The sequence below is a fragment of the Serratia sp. TMDUHS_CL genome (assembly GCF_037137105.1).
Taxonomy (GTDB): domain Bacteria; phylum Pseudomonadota; class Gammaproteobacteria; order Enterobacterales; family Enterobacteriaceae; genus Serratia; species Serratia nevei.
This window is the reverse complement of sequence record NZ_JBBBDV010000002.1, coordinates 650,313-666,796: the sequence shown is the minus strand read 5'-3', so window position 1 is coordinate 666,796 and position 16,484 is coordinate 650,313. Positions and strand designations below refer to the sequence as shown.

The 16,484-nt window shown below is 60.3% G+C and carries 18 protein-coding genes and 1 riboswitch; of the genes, 3 read left to right on the top strand and 15 right to left on the bottom strand.

Annotated features, from left to right (window positions below):
• Positions 1-5 precede the first annotated feature (5 nt).
• Both WCL58_RS06990 and WCL58_RS06985 read right to left on the bottom strand, forming a co-directional pair.
• The gene (locus tag WCL58_RS06990) at positions 6-1,331 is read right to left on the bottom strand and encodes an LLM class flavin-dependent oxidoreductase (protein ID WP_049199977.1); all 1,326 of its coding nucleotides are present in this window, start codon (positions 1,329-1,331) and stop codon (positions 6-8) included.
• A 189-nt stretch (positions 1,332-1,520) separates the two neighbouring features.
• Positions 1,521-2,684, bottom strand: coding sequence for a M20 peptidase aminoacylase family protein (locus tag WCL58_RS06985; protein ID WP_060440527.1), 1,164 nt, complete (start codon positions 2,682-2,684; stop codon positions 1,521-1,523).
• 346 nt (positions 2,685-3,030) lie between these two features.
• Here WCL58_RS06985 and cspE point away from each other — a divergent pair, with 346 nt between their 5' ends.
• A complete protein-coding gene (gene cspE, locus WCL58_RS06980) occupies positions 3,031-3,240 on the top strand; it encodes a transcription antiterminator/RNA stability regulator CspE (RefSeq protein WP_004940030.1) in 210 nt (69 codons plus the stop codon).
• 57 nt (positions 3,241-3,297) lie between these two features.
• Here the strand turns inward: cspE and WCL58_RS06975 are convergent, their stop codons facing one another.
• From WCL58_RS06975 to crcB, 3 genes are all read right to left on the bottom strand, one after another.
• On the bottom strand, positions 3,298-4,488 hold the full coding sequence (locus WCL58_RS06975; protein WP_060440526.1) for a multidrug effflux MFS transporter: 1,191 nt from the start codon (positions 4,486-4,488) through the stop codon (positions 3,298-3,300).
• Between the two features lie 6 nt (positions 4,489-4,494).
• On the bottom strand, positions 4,495-5,091 hold the full coding sequence (locus tag WCL58_RS06970) for a TetR/AcrR family transcriptional regulator (protein WP_060423553.1): 597 nt from the start codon (positions 5,089-5,091) through the stop codon (positions 4,495-4,497).
• 289 nt (positions 5,092-5,380) lie between these two features.
• Positions 5,381-5,764, bottom strand: a complete 384-nt coding sequence (gene crcB, locus WCL58_RS06965; protein WP_004940022.1) for a fluoride efflux transporter CrcB — start codon at positions 5,762-5,764, stop codon at positions 5,381-5,383.
• Between the two features lie 79 nt (positions 5,765-5,843).
• A riboswitch (Fluoride riboswitch) is annotated at positions 5,844-5,906 on the bottom strand.
• A gap of 82 nt (positions 5,907-5,988) precedes the next feature.
• On the opposite strand from crcB, the gene WCL58_RS06960 reads away from it, so the two are divergent.
• Positions 5,989-6,417, top strand: coding sequence for a GNAT family N-acetyltransferase (locus tag WCL58_RS06960; protein WP_060440525.1), 429 nt, complete (start codon positions 5,989-5,991; stop codon positions 6,415-6,417).
• Position 6,418: 1 nt separating this feature from the next.
• Here the strand turns inward: WCL58_RS06960 and WCL58_RS06955 are convergent, their stop codons facing one another.
• Positions 6,419-7,486, bottom strand: coding sequence for a diguanylate cyclase (locus tag WCL58_RS06955; RefSeq protein ID WP_060423560.1), 1,068 nt, complete (start codon positions 7,484-7,486; stop codon positions 6,419-6,421).
• Positions 7,487-7,704: 218 nt separating this feature from the next.
• On the opposite strand from WCL58_RS06955, the gene tatA reads away from it, so the two are divergent.
• Positions 7,705-7,920: a Sec-independent protein translocase subunit TatA gene (tatA, locus tag WCL58_RS06950; protein ID WP_038877431.1), complete on the top strand. Its 216-nt coding sequence runs from the start codon at positions 7,705-7,707 to the stop codon at positions 7,918-7,920.
• Between the two features lie 93 nt (positions 7,921-8,013).
• On the opposite strand, the gene lipA is transcribed toward tatA, so the two are convergent.
• The 9 genes from lipA to rsfS all read right to left on the bottom strand — a co-directional run bounded on the left by lipA (position 8,014) and on the right by rsfS (position 16,474).
• The gene (gene lipA, locus WCL58_RS06945) at positions 8,014-8,979 is read right to left on the bottom strand and encodes a lipoyl synthase (protein WP_025301835.1); all 966 of its coding nucleotides are present in this window, start codon (positions 8,977-8,979) and stop codon (positions 8,014-8,016) included.
• A complete protein-coding gene (lipB, locus tag WCL58_RS06940) occupies positions 8,972-9,640 on the bottom strand; it encodes a lipoyl(octanoyl) transferase LipB (protein ID WP_336850767.1) in 669 nt (222 codons plus the stop codon). The genes lipA and lipB overlap by 8 nt, the downstream gene beginning before the upstream one ends.
• Before the next feature lie 134 nt (positions 9,641-9,774).
• A complete protein-coding gene (ybeD, locus tag WCL58_RS06935) occupies positions 9,775-10,041 on the bottom strand; it encodes a DUF493 family protein YbeD (protein WP_004940012.1) in 267 nt (88 codons plus the stop codon).
• Positions 10,042-10,145: 104 nt separating this feature from the next.
• On the bottom strand, positions 10,146-11,357 hold the full coding sequence (gene dacA / locus WCL58_RS06930) for a D-alanyl-D-alanine carboxypeptidase DacA (RefSeq protein ID WP_004940010.1): 1,212 nt from the start codon (positions 11,355-11,357) through the stop codon (positions 10,146-10,148).
• Between the two features lie 180 nt (positions 11,358-11,537).
• Complete coding sequence (rlpA, locus tag WCL58_RS06925; RefSeq protein WP_060423563.1) at positions 11,538-12,617, bottom strand: endolytic peptidoglycan transglycosylase RlpA; 1,080 nt, start codon at positions 12,615-12,617, stop codon at positions 11,538-11,540.
• Between the two features lie 10 nt (positions 12,618-12,627).
• Positions 12,628-13,740, bottom strand: a complete 1,113-nt coding sequence (mrdB, locus tag WCL58_RS06920) for a peptidoglycan glycosyltransferase MrdB (protein ID WP_004940006.1) — start codon at positions 13,738-13,740, stop codon at positions 12,628-12,630.
• 8 nt (positions 13,741-13,748) lie between these two features.
• Positions 13,749-15,644: a peptidoglycan DD-transpeptidase MrdA gene (gene mrdA, locus WCL58_RS06915; protein ID WP_060423566.1), complete on the bottom strand. Its 1,896-nt coding sequence runs from the start codon at positions 15,642-15,644 to the stop codon at positions 13,749-13,751.
• A gap of 38 nt (positions 15,645-15,682) precedes the next feature.
• Positions 15,683-16,153 carry a 23S rRNA (pseudouridine(1915)-N(3))-methyltransferase RlmH gene (gene rlmH, locus WCL58_RS06910; protein ID WP_004940002.1) on the bottom strand — a complete coding sequence of 157 codons (471 nt, stop codon included), beginning with the start codon at positions 16,151-16,153 and terminating at the stop codon, positions 15,683-15,685.
• 3 nt (positions 16,154-16,156) lie between these two features.
• On the bottom strand, positions 16,157-16,474 hold the full coding sequence (gene rsfS / locus WCL58_RS06905) for a ribosome silencing factor (protein ID WP_016928774.1): 318 nt from the start codon (positions 16,472-16,474) through the stop codon (positions 16,157-16,159).
• Positions 16,475-16,484: the final 10 nt, after the last annotated feature.

Genomic DNA, 16,484 nt, shown 5'->3' with positions numbered 1-16,484 from the left:
TCTTATTATTGGGTGAATCTGTTCAACGGGCGCTTCAGGCCCAGGTGCTCGCGCAGCGTGTCGCCGTGGTACGCCTGGCGGAACAGGCCACGTTGTTGCAGGACGGGCACCACCCGATCGACGAAGTGGCCGAAGGCGTTGGGCGTACCGCCGCTGATGATGAAACCGTCGGCGGCTTCGCCGTCGAACCAGCGTTGCAGACCGTCCGCCACCGCTTCCGGCGTGCCGCTGAACACTGGGCGCGGCGAGGCGGCTTCCAGCGCCACCTGGCGCAGCGTGAGGTTGCGCTCGCGGGCGCTGCGCTTGATGGCGTCGGTGGTGCTGCGGAAGCTGTTTTGCCCCAGATCGCCGATGTCCGGGAAGGGCGCGTCCAGCGGATGACGGGCGAAGTCGTAATGCTCGAAGTAGCGGCCGAGGTAGTTGAGGGCGTTCTCGATGCTGACCAGGCGGGCGGTCTCCTGGTACTGGCGCTCGACGTCCGCGTCGTCGTCGCCGACGATCACGCTGACGCCCTGGAAGATGCGCAGATCGTCCGGTTCGCGCCCCTGTTCCACCAGCTGCCGCTTCACGTCCTGATAGAAATCCTGCGCCTGTTCCAGCGTGTCGTGATGGGTGAAGATCGCATCGGCGTGTTGGGCCGCCAGCCGTTTGCCGTCTTCGGAGGCGCCGGCCTGGAACAGGATCGGGCGCCCCTGCGGCGTGCGGCCGATGTTCAGCGGCCCCTGTACCGAGAAGAACTCCCCCTGGTGATTGAGAGTGTGCAGTTTGCCGGTGCGGAAGAATTCGCCGCTGGCCTTATTACGCACGAAGGCATCGTCTTCCCAGGAGTCCCACAGCCCTTTGGCGACGTCGAGAAATTCGCCGGCGATGCGGTAACGCAGGCTGTGTTCCGGGTGTTCTGTGCGCGAGAAGTTTTTGGCCGAGCCTTCCAGCGGCGACGTCACCACGTTCCAGCCGGCGCGGCCGTTGCTCAGGTGATCGAGGCTGGCGAACTGGCGGGCGACGGTGAACGGATCGCTGTAGGAGGTGGAGAGGGTGCCCACCAGGCCGATTTTGTCGGTGGCGGCGGACAGCGCGGCCAGCAGGGTGAGCGGCTCGAAACGATTAAGAAAATGCGGAATGGATTTTTCGTTGATATATAACCCATCGGCGACGAAGACGAAATCGAATTTCCCCTGTTCGGCTTTTTTCGCCGAGGCGATATTAAATTCGAGGTTAATGCTGGCGTCGGCGGTGGCGTCCGGGTGGCGCCAGGCGGACATATTTCCCGATGCGCCATGCAGAATGGCACCCAGGCGCAATTGCCGTTGATTATTCGCGTTGTCGCTCATCGTGATTATCCTGTCATGCGCCGCAGAGGCGCGCGGTGTCTGATGGGTTCACTATTGATGAGCGGCGGCGGGATGTAAAACAACAAAACAGCATATTCAAATGTTGAAAACTGCAAATATCACGGCGGGTAAAAATAATAGGGCCCGACGCGGCATGTGCGGCGTCGGGGAAATAATATGTTCCGTTATTCAGGCGTTGCTGAGGGCTTTTTCTGGCGCGGTGGTTAATTGTTGCAGGGTGCGTTCCGCCAGCAGCGTGAAATATTGCGCCGCCGGGAACAGGGCCCGTTCATCGGGATTGAAACGCGGATGATGCAGGCCGAACTCGCTGGCGGAGCCGATGCTGACAAATACCCCCGGTACGTGATGCAGATATAGCGCGAAATCTTCGCCCCCCATCTGCAACTCCGCTTCTTCGACCCGGTAGCCGGCCTCGGCGGCAACGGTTTTGCTGAACGCCGCCCAATGCGGGTCATTGATCACCGCCGGCGGCCCCGGTTGCCAGCGCAGTTCGGCCTGCGCACCCAGCGCGGCGGCTATGCCGTCGATCACCTGGCGAATCTTGTCCGGCACCTGGCGGCGCACCGCGTCGCTGTGGGTGCGCACCGTGCCTTCCAGCTCCACGGTTTGCGGCAGCACGTTCCAGGTATTGCCGCCTTCGATGCGCGTTACGCTTACCACCAGCGATTCCAGCGAGCTGAAGCTGCGGCTGGGCAGCGTCTGCAGCGCGCCGACGATCTGGCTGGCGGTGACGATGGTGTCGACGCCCTGTTCCGGTTTGGCGGCGTGCGCGCCCTTGCCGGTGATGAGGATCTGGAAGCGATCGACGTTGGCGTAGAACGGCCCGGCGCGGGTGGCGAAGGTGCCGGTGGGCAGCTCCGGCGCATTATGCAGGCCAAACACCGCGGCGACGTTATCCAGCGCGCCGGCGTCGATCAGGTGTCGGGCGCCGTTGAAGGTCTCTTCCGCCGGCTGGAAGAAGAGGCGTACCGTGCCGGGCAGGTCGGCCTCACGCGCTTTCAACAGGTGTGCGGCGCCGAGCATCACCGAGGTATGAAAGTCGTGGCCGCAGGCGTGCATCACGCCGCGGTTTTGCGAGCTGAAGGGCACGTCGGCGATTTCGTCGATCGGGAGAGCGTCAATGTCGCCGCGCAGCGCGATGATCGGCCCCTTGCCGCTGCCGATCTCCGCCACGACGCCGGTTTTCAGCGCCAGCGGCAGCAGGCGAATGCCCGCTTCTTGCAGCCAGCGCGTCAGCCGGGCGGTGGTGGCGAATTCGTGATTGGAAAGCTCCGGGTTTTGGTGCAGCTCACGCCGATAGGCGATGATTTTGTCTGCCAACTGGCTGGTCATAGGCTTGGCTCACAGTGGGAAATAAACCCTAACCCTAGTGCAGCGGCCGCCGAAGCAAAAAGACCATCTGGTTATATTTCATAGCGATTGCGTCTGCACGGGAGCGTCAACGCTGGGGGAAGCGGGCGAGTTTGGGCGTTCGCTCGTTGTTCGCCGGCGGGTGGAGAGGATTGACCTGGCACGGTAACTTATCGCAACCGGTGCAATCAATTTACACCGGACAACACGGATTTTTTCACTCTTTATCGGATTTCTGTGATCGCGGTGGTGGACAAAATCCTGCCTGCTTGCTGTACTGTAATAGACACAGGTTTTGTGTCTTTCATTCACGTTAAAGGTAAGTTTGATGTCTAAGATTAAAGGTAGCGTTAAGTGGTTTAATGAATCCAAAGGCTTCGGTTTCATTACTCCGGAAGATGGTAGCAAGGACGTTTTCGTTCACTTCTCTGCCATCGTTAGCAACGGTTTCAAAACGCTTGCTGAAGGCCAGCGTGTAGAATTTGAAATCACGAACGGTGCCAAAGGCCCATCTGCCGCTAACGTTACTGCTATCTAAGCTGCGTAGCTGAATTTCTTAAAACCCGCTCATTGAGCGGGTTTTTTATTGGGCGCGTTATGCCTCGCTGCGGCGGCCTAACAGGCTGAACAGCAGGATGGCGACGGCGTAGCAGCCGACGATGGTCAGCGCCATCGACAGGCTGGACGTGCCGCCCAGCCCGGTGAGCGGCACGGCGCAGGCACCGAGCGCGAACATGCACACGCCGATCAAGGCCGACGCGCTGCCCGCTTTGTCACCCTGGCTTTGCATGGCCAGCGAAGAGGCGGTTGGGCCGACGATGCCGATCACCGCCACCGAAAAGAACAGCGGCACCAGCAACAACACCAGTGGCGCATGCAGCGCGGCGGCCAACAGCAGCAACAGCGATGCGACGGCCGCCAGCGTTAGCCCGCTCTTCAACACGCGACGCTCCCCCCAACGCGAACTGAGGCGGCTGGCCAGCTGCGCCGCAATGATCAGCCCGACGCCGTTAATGGCGAAGCACAGGCTGAACATCTGCGGGCTGAGGCCGTAGATCTGCTGCAGGACGAAAGGCGAGGCGCCGATATAGGCGAACATGCCGGCCATCACGAAGCCCTGCGTCAGACACAGGCCCATGAAATAGCGTTGGGTCAACAGACTGCCCAGCGACATCAGCATCGCCAGAATGCCGCCCTGGCTGCGGCGCTCGGCCGGCAGGGACTCGCGCAGCTTCAGCGCCGACAGGCTGAACAGCAGCACGGCGATGGCCGCCAGCACGCCGAAGATGCCGCGCCAGTTCATCACCTGCAGCATAACGCCGCCCAGCACCGGCGCGACGATCGGCGCCAGACCGTTGACCAGCATCAGCAGGGCGAAGAAGCGGGTCAGCTCATGACCGGCATACAGATCGCGGGCAATGGCGCGGGAAATCACCGCGCCACCGGCGCCGGCGATGCCCTGCAGCAGGCGGGCGATCAGCAACTGGTCGATGGTGGGCGCCAGCGCGCACCACAGCGAAGCGCCCAGCAGCAGGATCAGCGACAGCAACAGCGGGCGCATGCGGCCCAGCTTGTCGCTGTAAGGGCCGAAAATCAGCTGGCCGACGCCCAGGCCGAGCAGCCCGGCGGTCAGGCTGAGCTGCGCGGCGGCGGTAGAGGTATTCAGTTCGCCCGCCATTTCCGGCAGGGCGGGCAGATAGAGATCGGTGCACAGCGGCCCTAGCGCGGCCAACAGGCCAAGCACGACGGCGTACACCAGACGTTGTCTGGCTAAGTGTTTGGTCATGGGAGATTAGAGTTTCCTGAACAGGTGAGAAATGGCCTGCTGATACAGATCGCGCAGCAGGGACGCATCGGCTTTTTGCGTGGTAAGGATGCGGTAACCGGTGCCTTCGCTCATGACGGCGATAAACTCCACCCGCGCGGCGATCTCTTCCGCGCTGAAATGGGGATACAGCCGCTGCAGGTTGTGGCACACGTGGCGAAACAGCCGCGCTTCCGCATCGCTGAGCATTTTGGCCACCACCGGGTTGCGCGTGGCCTCGGCGGTCACTTCAAGCATCAGCATGTGATCGGTTTCGCTCTCGCCCGGCTGCTGAAACAGCGTGCGCGCCGCCAGCGTGCCGGCGATCAGGTTGATGTGATCGCCAAGGTTTTCCAGCCGCTGCATCTTGCTGGCGATGATGCGGTTGACGATTTCCTCGATAATCGCGTCTTTGTTGGCGAAATAGCGATAGATTTGCCCGACGCTGAGCTGCGAGCCCTGGGCGATTTCCGCCATGCTGGCGGCGTGGAAGCCGTGGCGGCGGAAGCTGGTTTTCGCCGCTTCGACGATCTGATCGCGGCGGGCCTGCACCTTGGCCTGTTTACTGTCGTTGGGGGGGAGCATTTGCCCGATCCTTTGCTACGCGTGAGCCGGGTTCACATTTTTGGGTGTGAACGTTCATTCTCAATTGTAGTGCAATCGGCCGGAAAGGCGCAAGATGAACGCGTGCGGTGGGGAAAAGGCGCTTAAGCGAACAGGTAGGATTTGATAAAGGCGGCGACGATCAGCACGCACAGCGCAACGGCAATCGCTTCGGTGGCGGTTTTCGGCAGGCTAAACATAGCGGTTTCTCATCCAGTCAGGAGTACTGGATGAGATTATGCGCATGCAAGATTAAGGAAACATTAAGGGCTTAGCGCCCGTTGACCCACATCACCAGCATGAAAGCCAGCAGCGTCATCGCCAGCGAGCCGGCCAGGTTGAGCAGCATGTTGGCCAGCGCCCAGCCGAAGCGGCCATCCTGCATCAGGTACACCACCTCCAGCGAAAAGGTGGAGAAGGTGGTCAGGCCGCCGCAGAACCCGGTGGTGATCAGTAATTTCCAGGTGGGGTCCAGATGCGTCATGCGGGTGAAAATCGCCATCGCCAGGCCGATGATAAAACCGCCGATCAGATTGACCATCAGCGTACCGAGCGGAATGTGGGCGTTCAGCGGATTCATTTTCATGCTTACCGCCCAGCGCAAAACGCTGCCGACGCCGCCGCCGATAAAAACGGCCAGTAAAGAGCTCAACATGGGGCAACTACCTTTCAATCAGAGAAATTCACGGGACTCGGAAAGAGACAGGCGTAACGCTACGAGCCTCTCTCCGAGAGGTTACGTAGACATCATCAGCCTGTGAAGGCGGTTAGGGAGGAATGTCATCTCCAGCGTGCCGCACGGCCTTTTTTGCCGTACCCGGTGGATGTTACACCTAACGCTGCCTATTTTGTAGTATCGACAATCTGCGAGGTCACCCTATGGAAATCAGAACGGCGCGCCTGAGCGATCGCCAGGCTATCGCCGAATTAATGACGGCGTTGGATTATCCCGGCACCGAGGCGTTTCTGACGCAGCGAATGCGCCAGCTGCTGGCGCATCCGGACGAGGCGCTGCTGGTGGCCCTGGAGGGCGAGCGGGTGCTGGGCGTGCTGTCGCTGCATTTTCTGCCGCAGCTGGCGTTGGCCGGCGACATTGGCCGCATCAGTTATTTTTGCGTCGACGACCGAGCGCGCGGCGCGGGCGTAGGGCGTCGGCTGTTGGCAGAGGGCGAGGCGCTGGCGCGCCGTCGCGGCTGCGATCGGCTTGAAGTCCATTGCCACAGCCGCCGCGAGCGGGCGCATGCGTTTTACCGGCGAGAAGGCTTTGTCGAAGCGCCGAAGTATTTTGCCAAGTTATTAAACCAGTAAGTTAGTCGCCCGTCGGCACCGCCGTTTCCAGGCGGTTGCGGCCATTTTGCTTCGCCCGGTAAAGCGCGCCGTCGGCCGCTTTCAGCCAGTCCAGATAACCGCCCAGCGCGGGGTGGTAGTTGGCGATGCCGGCGCTGATCTGCAGCCGCAGCTGTGGCGCCTCTTTGAAGATAACGGCATCCAACCGCTGCTGGATGCGCCGCAGGACGGTTTCCGCCTGTTCGGCGCTGGTGTTCGGCAGCACCGCGCCAAACTCGTCGCCGCCGTAGCGCCCGACGATATCCACGTTGCGCAAGCCAATCAGCAGCTCTTCCGCCAGCGCCGCCAGGGCCTCATCCCCCAGCGCATGGCCGAAAGTATCGTTGATGGTTTTGAAACGATCGATATCCATCAGGATCAGCGTGGCGTTGTCCTGGTAGCGGCGGCAGCTGTCGAACTGACGATGCAGCAGATGCTCCCAATGGCGGCGGTTGTACAAGCCGGTCAGCCCATCGCGGGTGCTGATGCGTTGCAGCTCCTGTTTTTTTTCCGCCAGCCGTTTGGCGGTGCGGTAGGTCACCAGGCCGAGTAGCGTCGGGTAAAGGTAGATCATCGGCAGGCACAGATAGATTTGCAGCGGCGTGCTGTGCGGGTGGAACGGGAAACCGAGCAGCGCGCCGGTCAGCGCCGCCGCGGCCAATTGAATCGCCAACCCTTTGACAAACAGTGCCTTACCGGCCGAAGCGATGTTGTTCATGCTCATCATCGACAGGATGACGATCGCCGGCAGCGCGTTGAACGCCATCATCGCCGCCCAGAAACCGCCGAAGGCGGAGTCGATCAGCAGGTTGCGGATCTCGGCTTTGAACGGATCTTTGGCGCGGCAGGCCAGGCGGTAGGCGAGATGCGGCCAGAGAAAACCGTGAAAGGCCAGCAATAGCCAGACCGCCGTGGGCGGAGCCAAGGGATAGAGTGCGGCGCAAACGCAGATAAAGCCGAGCCCCAGACCGGCGACGCGGGGCAGATAGGTGCGTTTGGCGAAGCTGAGGCCGGATTTTCGGGCATCGAAAATGGGTGGGGCAATATACATCCGGCATCTCCCTGATAAGTATCACGGCAGCGTATCATGCGGGTGATAAACTAAGAATAGTCTGGGATTCACGTCGTGAGGCGGTGTGGCATTCCTGCGACGGATCTCACTCTGTTACATGTTGCGGTTGTGCGAGCGGGGGGAAAGTCGCTAAATATTCGCAGGCAAGGTCAGTTTTTCTCGCTGTTCACGCAGCGCTATATGATAAGAAGGTGAGTATGGAAGGTATCAGTATTACCAAACTTCTGGTGATTGCGGTATTGGTGATTTTACTGTTCGGCACCAGCAAACTGCGCACGCTCGGTGCCGATCTTGGCGCGGCGCTGAAAGGCTTTAAAAAAGCCGTGGGTGACGACAGCACGCCGCCGGCCGCTGGCAGCAACACCGCCGAGAGCCAGTCCGCTCAGCAGAGCGTCGAGAAGAAAGACGTTTAATCCCGTCTGAGGGCGAGCAATAAAAAACGGATGCCTGGCGGACATCCGTTTTTTGGCGTTTCCGCCGTCTTTAGCGTAACAAACTATTACGCGTTATTTCACTTCCATCCCTTTGGCCTGCAGATCGGCGTGATAAGACGAACGCACGAACGGGCCGCAGGCGGCGTGGGTGAAGCCCATCGCCATCGCTTCTTCTTTCATCTCGTCGAACTCGGCCGGGCTGACGTAGCGCTGCACCGGCAGGTGGTGGCGGCTCGGCTGCAGGTACTGGCCCAGCGTCAGCATGGTCACGCCGTGGCGGCGCAGATCGCGCATCACTTCGACGATTTCCGCGTTGGTTTCGCCCAGGCCGACCATCAGGCCGGATTTGGTCGGGATATCCGGGTGCGCTTCTTTAAAGCGCTCCAGCAGCTTCAGCGACCACTCGTAGTTGGCGCCCGGGCGCACCTGGCGATAAACGCGCGGCACGTTTTCCAGGTTGTGGTTGAACACGTCCGGCGGCGTGGCGGTGAGGATCTCCAGCGCGCGGTCCATACGGCCGCGGAAGTCCGGCACCAGCGTTTCAATCTTGATGTTCGGGCTCTTGGCGCGGATGGCCGAAATGCAGTCGGCAAAGTGTTGAGCTCCGCCGTCGCGCAGATCGTCGCGGTCAACCGAGGTGATCACCACGTAACGCAGCGCCATGTCGGCGATGGTTTGCGCCAGCTTTTCCGGCTCGTTGGCGTCCGGCGCGATCGGGCGGCCGTGGGCCACGTCGCAGAACGGGCAGCGACGGGTGCAGATGGCGCCGAGGATCATAAAGGTAGCGGTACCGTGGTTGAAACACTCGGACAGGTTAGGGCACGAGGCTTCTTCACAGACGGAGTGCAGGCCGTTTTTACGCATGGCGGCTTTGATGCCCTGAATGCGCGTTGAGTCGGCAGGCAGTTTGATCTTCATCCACTCGGGTTTACGCAACAGCTCCTGCCGTTCGGTGACCACCGTTTTGACCGGGATCAGCGCCATTTTGTCAGCATCGCGGTATTTGACGCCGCGTTCCATCTGAATTGGTTTACTCATAATCGTGCAGGTTCCAGTTACGAAGCTCGACCGTCTGGTAGCCGAGTAAATGAACAAATTCCTGTACCAGGATTGGGTGTATGTCTTCAATGCCAACGCCGGGCGCCAGCGCGCTGACCTGCGTCATTTGCATGCCGGCGTAACCGCAAGGGTTGATGCGTTGGAAGGGGCTGAGATCCATCGCCACATTCAGGGCCAGGCCGTGGAATGAGCTGCCTTTGCGGATCCGCAAACCCAACGAACAGATTTTTTGCTCCCCCACGTACACGCCAGGCGCATCGGGACGGGCGCGCGATTCGAGGCGGAAGTGGGCGAGGGTGTTGATAACCGTATCTTCTATCGCCGTAACCAATTGGCGTACGCCGACCTTGTTGCGCTTCAGATTGACCATCACGTACATCACCTGCTGGCCCGGCCCGTGGTAGGTCACCTGGCCGCCGCGATCGCTCTGGACCACCGGGATATCGCCGGGCATCAGCACGTGTTCGGCTTTGCCGGCCTGGCCCTGGGTGAAGACCGGGTGATGCTGCACCAGCCACAGTTCGTCCGGCGTAGTCTCGGTACGACTGTCGGTGAAGTTATGCATGGCTTGGGATACAGGCGCGTAGGGCTGCAACCCCAGCTGACGCAAAATGATCTTGTCTGGTTGCAAAAGAGTCATCGTCAGGTTACAGAAGTGGTAAAGCCATTATACCGGGCGCTCCGGCCTGCGACCAGCCTTTCGCTGACCAAAAATGCGCAACCCGGGAAGACGCTGCGCCATCCCGGGTTGATAAGCAGGGGTTTATGCTGGAATTACAGCACCATGCGAACAATTTCAATGTTGCCCAACTCTTCGTACAGGGTTTCGACCTGCTCAATGTGAGTGGCGTTAATGGTGATGGAAACGGAGTGGTAGTTGCCTTTGCTGCTTGGCTTAACCTGCGGGTTGTAATCGCCCGGTGCATGGCGCTGCACCACTTCAACTACCTGGTCAACCAGCTCAGGCTGCGCCAGGCCCATCACCTTGTAGGTAAACGAGCAAGGGAATTCGAGCAGTTCGTTCAGTTTAGTTTTTTGCATGTGCGTGCGCTCCAGAGTGCTAGCTAATCTATAAATTATAACTCCCGCCGGGGCGGGAGTTAATGTTATTCAGTATATGGGGGCAATTTCGCCCGATTCAACCGTTAACCGAACCAGTGGTGGAACATCAGTTTGATGTAGTCCACGATGCGGCTGAAGAAACCGCCTTCTTTCACTTCGTTCATCACCACCAGCGGACGCTGGTCGATGGTTTTGCCGTCCAGCTGGAAGTTGATGCTGCCGACCACCTGGTTTTTCGCCAGCGGCGCGTGAATTTCAGGGGTGTTCAGCACGTAGCTGGCCTTCAGATCTTTCATGCGGCCGCGCGGGATGGTCAGGTAGACGTCTTTGTCCACGCCCAGCTCAACGCGGTCGGCATCGCCGAACCAGACCGGCTCGGAGGCGAACTCTTTACCGACCTTCAGCGGCGCTACGGTTTCGAAGAAGCGGAAGCCCCAGGTCAGCAGTTTCTTGCTCTCGGCTTCGCGGCCTTTGTAAGTGCGGCCGCCCATCACGGCGGAGATCAGACGCATCTGGCCTTCGGTCGCCGAAGCCACCAGGTTGTAACCCGCCGCATCGGTGTGGCCGGTTTTGATGCCGTCGACGTTCAGGCTGTTATCCCACAGCAGACCGTTGCGGTTCATCTGGCGGATGTTGTTGAAGGTGAACTCTTTTTCTTTGTAAATCGCGTACTCTTCCGGCACGTCGCGGATCAGCGCCTGGCCGATCAGCGCCATGTCGCGCGCCGAGCTGTACTGGCCCTGGGCATCCAGGCCGTGTACCGTCTGGAAGTGGGTGTTCTGCAGGCCCAGCTTGCTGACGTAGGTGTTCATCAGGTTAACGAACGCGTCCTGGCTGCCGGCGACGTAGTCGGCCATCGCCACGCAGGCGTCGTTACCGGATTGCAGGTTGATGCCGCGGGTCAGTTTGGAGACCGGCACGCGATCGCCCGGCTTCAGGAACATCAGCGAGGAGCCTTTGAACACCGGGTTGCCGGTCGCCCAAGCGTCCTGACCGACGGTCACCAGATCGTCCTGGCCGATTTTGCCCGCTTTCAGCGCCTGGCCGATGACGTAGCTGGTCATCATTTTGGTCAGACTGGCCGGATCGCGACGCGCGTCGGCGTTCATCTCGGCCAGCACCTTGCCGGAGTTGTAATCAATCAGGATGTACGCTTCCGCATCGATCTGCGGGACACCTGGGATCATGGTTTTGATGTTAACGTCATCGGCATGTGCAACGGAGGCTGCGCTCATTGCGATAACGGTGCCGAGTGCGATGCTTTTGATTAAGCGAAAAGAAGTTACTTGTTTCATGATCGGGACTACAACATCCGTGAAAGTAAAGTTAAAAAACGAGCCACACTATAGCAGATGCGATCCCGGCAGGCATTACCCATTCATCTGACTAATTGCGGTTAGAGAACTTTTAGCTGCAAGAAAATGTTTCAGCTAAATAACCGCTTATCAGCCGCGAATGCCTGCCGGGCTTAACGCTTAGGGTGCAGCAGTAACGAAAGACTGTTGTTGCGCTTCGCTGGCCAGGCGTTGCTGCAGCTGGGCCGCCTGCTGACGGCTGCTGAACGGGCCGAGCTGGACGCGATAAACGTTGCCGTTAGCCGCCACTTTGCCCGGCACGCCAAACTGCTGGCTCAGGCTTTGCTGCCAGCTCTGGGCGCGCTCGGCGCTGCTCAGCGCACCGACCTGCACCACATAGCCGCCGGAGGAAGACGCGGCAGCCATGCCGGCAGCCGCGGCGCCGGCCGCGACCGGTGCGGCCACGGCTTCAGGTTCTGATCCTTCCAGCACGCCGGCCGGTACAGCGCTTGGCGCGCCGAGGAAACCGCTGCGGCCGCCGGTTGCGTTGCCGCCGGCGGCTGGCGCGTTGTTGTCGTCGGTGCGCAGGGTGCTGTTATCGATCGGGCGCACCGCCGCGCCGCTGGCGACCGGCACGTCCTGTTGGATCGGGGTGCCCATGCCGCTGGAGCCGAGATCCGGGCGTGCCGGCAGGGCGTAGCTCTGTTTCGCCACGATGGTGCCGATGGTGCCCGGGCCGCTCAGCGTACCGTCCGGCGCCACGTTGATGAAATCGACTTTGACCTTGGTGTTGTTGGACAGGTTGAGGCGATCGGCGGCGGCTTTCGACAGATCGATGATGCGGCCCTTGGTGTAAGGCCCGCGATCGTTGACGCGCACCACCAACTGACGGCCGTTGGCCAGGTTGGTGACACGTACATAGCTAGGGATCGGCAAGGTCGGGTGCGCCGCGGTCAGGCCGTTCGGATCGAACTGCTCGCCCAGCGCGGTGGTGTTGCCGTTGGCTTCTTCGCCATACCAGGCCGCCAGGCCGGTCTGCGAGAAGTTCTGCGGATCTTTTACGATGCGGTAAGTATCGCCATTAACCTTATAATCCTGCATGTTATTAGGGTTATAGGGTTCATATTGAGGCTCGACGCCACCGATTTCCACCACCGGGCCGTTGTACGGCTGCTGTGGCGCCTGCTGTTCCGTGGTCGGGGCGGTACAGGCGGAGAGCAACACCGCCGCGACGCCGATCCAAAGCCATTCCTTACGCATTACTCACCTCTTATAAACTTTTAGACAGCATTTTCCGATGCGTGTGGATCGACATGATGATGCCGAAACCGGCCATCAACACTATCAGCGCCGAACCCCCGTAACTGACCAGAGGCAAAGGTACGCCAACTACCGGCAAAATGCCACTGACCATACCGATGTTAACAAAGACATAAACGAACAAAATCAGCATCAAGCCGCCGACCATCACGCGGCCGAAGGTGGTTTGCGCCTTGGCGGCGATCATCAGCCCGCGAATGATCACCAGCAGGTAAAGCGCCAGCAGCACCAACACCCCGATCAGCCCCAGCTCTTCGGCCAACACGGCGAAGATAAAGTCGGTATGGCGTTCCGGCAGGAACTCCAGCTGCGACTGGGTGCCGTGCAGCCAGCCCTTGCCGGACAGGCCGCCGGAGCCGATGGCAATCTTCGACTGAATGATGTGGTAGCCGGCGCCGAGCGGGTCGCTTTCCGGATCGAGCAGCATCATCACGCGGTCGCGTTGATAACCGTGCATCAGGAAGAACCACAGCACCGGGATAAAGGCCGCCAGCGCGACGGCGGCGACGGCGATCAGTTTCCAGCTCATGCCCGACAGGAACAGCACGAACAGGCCGGAGGCGGCGATCAGGATCGAGGTGCCCAGATCTGGCTGCGCGGCCACCAGCAGCGTCGGCAGGAAGATCAGCACCAGGGCGATGGCGGTGTTTTTCAGCGAAGGCGGGCAGACGTCGCGGTTCATAAAGCGCGCTACCATCAGCGGCACGGCGATCTTGGCGATTTCCGACGGCTGGAAGCGCACCACGCCGAGATCCAGCCAGCGCTGCGCGCCTTTACTGATCTGCCCGAAGGCGTCCACCAGGATCAGCAAAATCACGCAGAAGATATACAGATAGGGCGCCCAGCTTTCGTATACGCGCGGCGGGATTTGCGCCATGACGGCCATCACGATCAGCCCCATGACGATCTGCCCGATCTTGCGCTCCATCATGCCGATGTCCTGGCCGCTGGCGCTCCACATCACGAAGGCGCTGTAGACCAGCAGGGCCAGGATCAGCAGCAGGAACGTCGGGTCGATGTGGATTTTGGTCCAGATCGAGCCTTTTTGTTGGCTTTCAGTCATGTTCTACCTTAGTCACCTTCTACGCCAGGCGGCAGTGGGGCCTCGCTTGGCAATTGCGTATTGTTGTCGCCCAGCAGAATATGGTCGAGGATCTGGCGGGTGATGGTGCCCACCGCCGGACCGGCGCCGCCGTTTTCCAGAATGATGGCGACCGACACCGTCGGATTGTTGAACGGCGCGAAGGCGGTCATCAGCTTGTGATCGCGCAGGTGCTCCGCCAGTTTATGGGCGTTGTAGGTTTCGTAGCCGAATACCTGTGCGGTACCCGATTTCGCCGCGGCTTTGTAAGGGGCGTCCGCAAAGTATTTGCGCGCCGTCCCGTTCGGACGGTTGGCCACCCCGTACATGCCGTCTTTGGCGATTTCCCAGAAGCCGGAGTGAATATCGCCGATCTGCGTGTCTTCTTCCTGTTTGAACGGCACCAGCGCGCCGTTGACGCGGGTGCTCTGCAGCAGGTGCGGCGTTTTGACGGTGCCGTCGTTGATCAGGGTGTTCAGCGCCTTGGCCATCTGGATCGGCGTGGCGGTCCAGTAACCCTGGCCAATGCCCACCGGAATGGTGTCGCCCTGATACCACGGCTTTTTATAGCGCTTCAGCTTCCATTCGCGCGTCGGCATCAGGCCGGAGCGCTCTTCGGACAGATCGATGCCGGTGTACTGGCCGTAACCGAATTTGGTCAGCCAGGTCGACAGCCGGTCGATCCCCATGTCATAGGCGACCTGATAGAAATAGGTATCTGCGGACTCTTCCAGCGCCTTGGTGACGTTCAGCCGGCCGTGGCCCCATTTTTTCCAGTCGCGGAAGCGTTTTTCCGAGCCGGGCAGCTGCCACCAGCCGGGATCGAACACCACGGTGTTCTTGGTGATCACCCCGGCGCTGAGCGCCGACACCGCGATGTAAGGCTTCACCGTCGACGCGGGCGGGTAAACCCCCTGCGTGGCGCGGTTGATCAGTGGGCGATTCGGATCGTTCAGCAGCCCCTGATAGTCCTTGCTGGAAATGCCGTCCACGAACAGGTTCGGATCGTAACTCGGGTTGGACACCATCGCCAGAATGGCGCCGGTGCGCGGATCGCTCACCACCACCGCGGCGCGGCTGCCGACCAGCAGCTGCTCGATATAGCGCTGCAGGTTGAGATCGAGCGTCAGGTAGACGTCCTGACCGGCGGAAGGCGGCTGCTCGTGCAATTGGCGGATCACCCGGCCGCGGTTGTTGACCTCGACCTCTTCGTAGCCGGTTTTGCCGTGCAGCGTGTCTTCGTAATAACGTTCGATGCCCAGCTTGCCAATGTCGTGGGTCGCTGCGTAGTTGGCCAGCTTGCCGTCTTTGTCCAGGCGTTCGACGTCGCGGTCGTTGATTTTCGACACGTAGCCGGTGACGTGGGTGAGGGCGGAACCGTAAGGGTAGTAGCGGCGCTGGTAGCCTTTCACTTCCACGCCGGGGAAGCGGAACTGATTGACCGCAAAGCGGGCGACCTGCACTTCGGTCAGCGCGGTTTTCACCGGAATGGAGACGAAACGGCGCGAACGCTTGCGCTCTTTTTCGAAATTGGTGATGTCGTCGTCGGTCAGGTCGACCACCGTGCGCAGCGCCTGCAGCGTGGCTTTGAGATCGTCAACCTTCTCCGGCATCAGCTCCAGCTGATAAATGGTGCGGTTGAGTGCCAGCGGGGTGCCGTTGCGATCGTAGATAATGCCGCGGCTGGGCGCGATAGGCACCAGCTTGATGCGGTTTTCGTTGGAGCGGGTGCGGTAATCCTCGACGCGGACCACTTGCAGATTATACAGGTTGGCGATCAGGATGCCGGACAGCACCAGGATGACCAAGAACGCCACCAGGGCGCGGCGTACAAACAGGGCGGATTCAGCCGTATAGTCGCGAAAAGGGTTACGTTCTATTTTCATCCCGCTGCTTTATTTCACTCTGTCACGGTCACCACCGGCTATTCCCGGTGGTAAGGATGATTTGTAGTAATACTCCAGGCGCGGTAGAGGCTTTCGGCCACCAGGACGCGCACCAAAGGATGCGGCAATGTCAACGGAGAAAGTGACCAGCTCTGCTCGGCAGCGGCTTTGCAGGCGGGCGCCAACCCTTCCGGGCCGCCGATCAGCAAGCTGACGTTACGGCCATCCTGCTTCCAGCGCTCAAGCTGCTGCGCCAGCTGCGGCGTTTCCCACGGCGTGCCTGGGATATCCAGCGTAACGATGCGGTTGCCTTTGCCCACCGCCGCCAGCATCTGTTCGCCTTCTTTGTCCAGAATGCGCTTGATGTCGGCGTTTTTGCCGCGTTTGCCCGCCGGGATCTCGGTCAGCTCAAACGGCATATCTTTGGGAAAGCGGTGCAGGTAATCCATAAAGCCGGTTTGCACCCAGTCTGGCATTTTGGTGCCGACCGCCACCAATTGCAGTTTCACCGCTTAGCTCCAGAGTTTTTCCAGCTCGTACAGGCGACGGCTCTCTTCCTGCATCACGTGCACGATCACTTCGCCCAGATCGACCACGATCCAGTCGGAGGCTTCCTGGCCTTTCATGCCGTACAGCTCCATGCCTGCAGCACGGGATTCCTGCACCACGTGGCTGGCGATCGACATTACGTGGCGAGTCGAGGTGCCGGTGCAGATGATCATGCAATCGGTGATGCTGGATTTGCCCTGGACGTCCAGAGCGATAATGTCTTGGCCTTTCAGGTCATCGATTTTATCGATGACGAAATCTTGGAGCGCTTTACCTTGCAAAGGTTCCCCC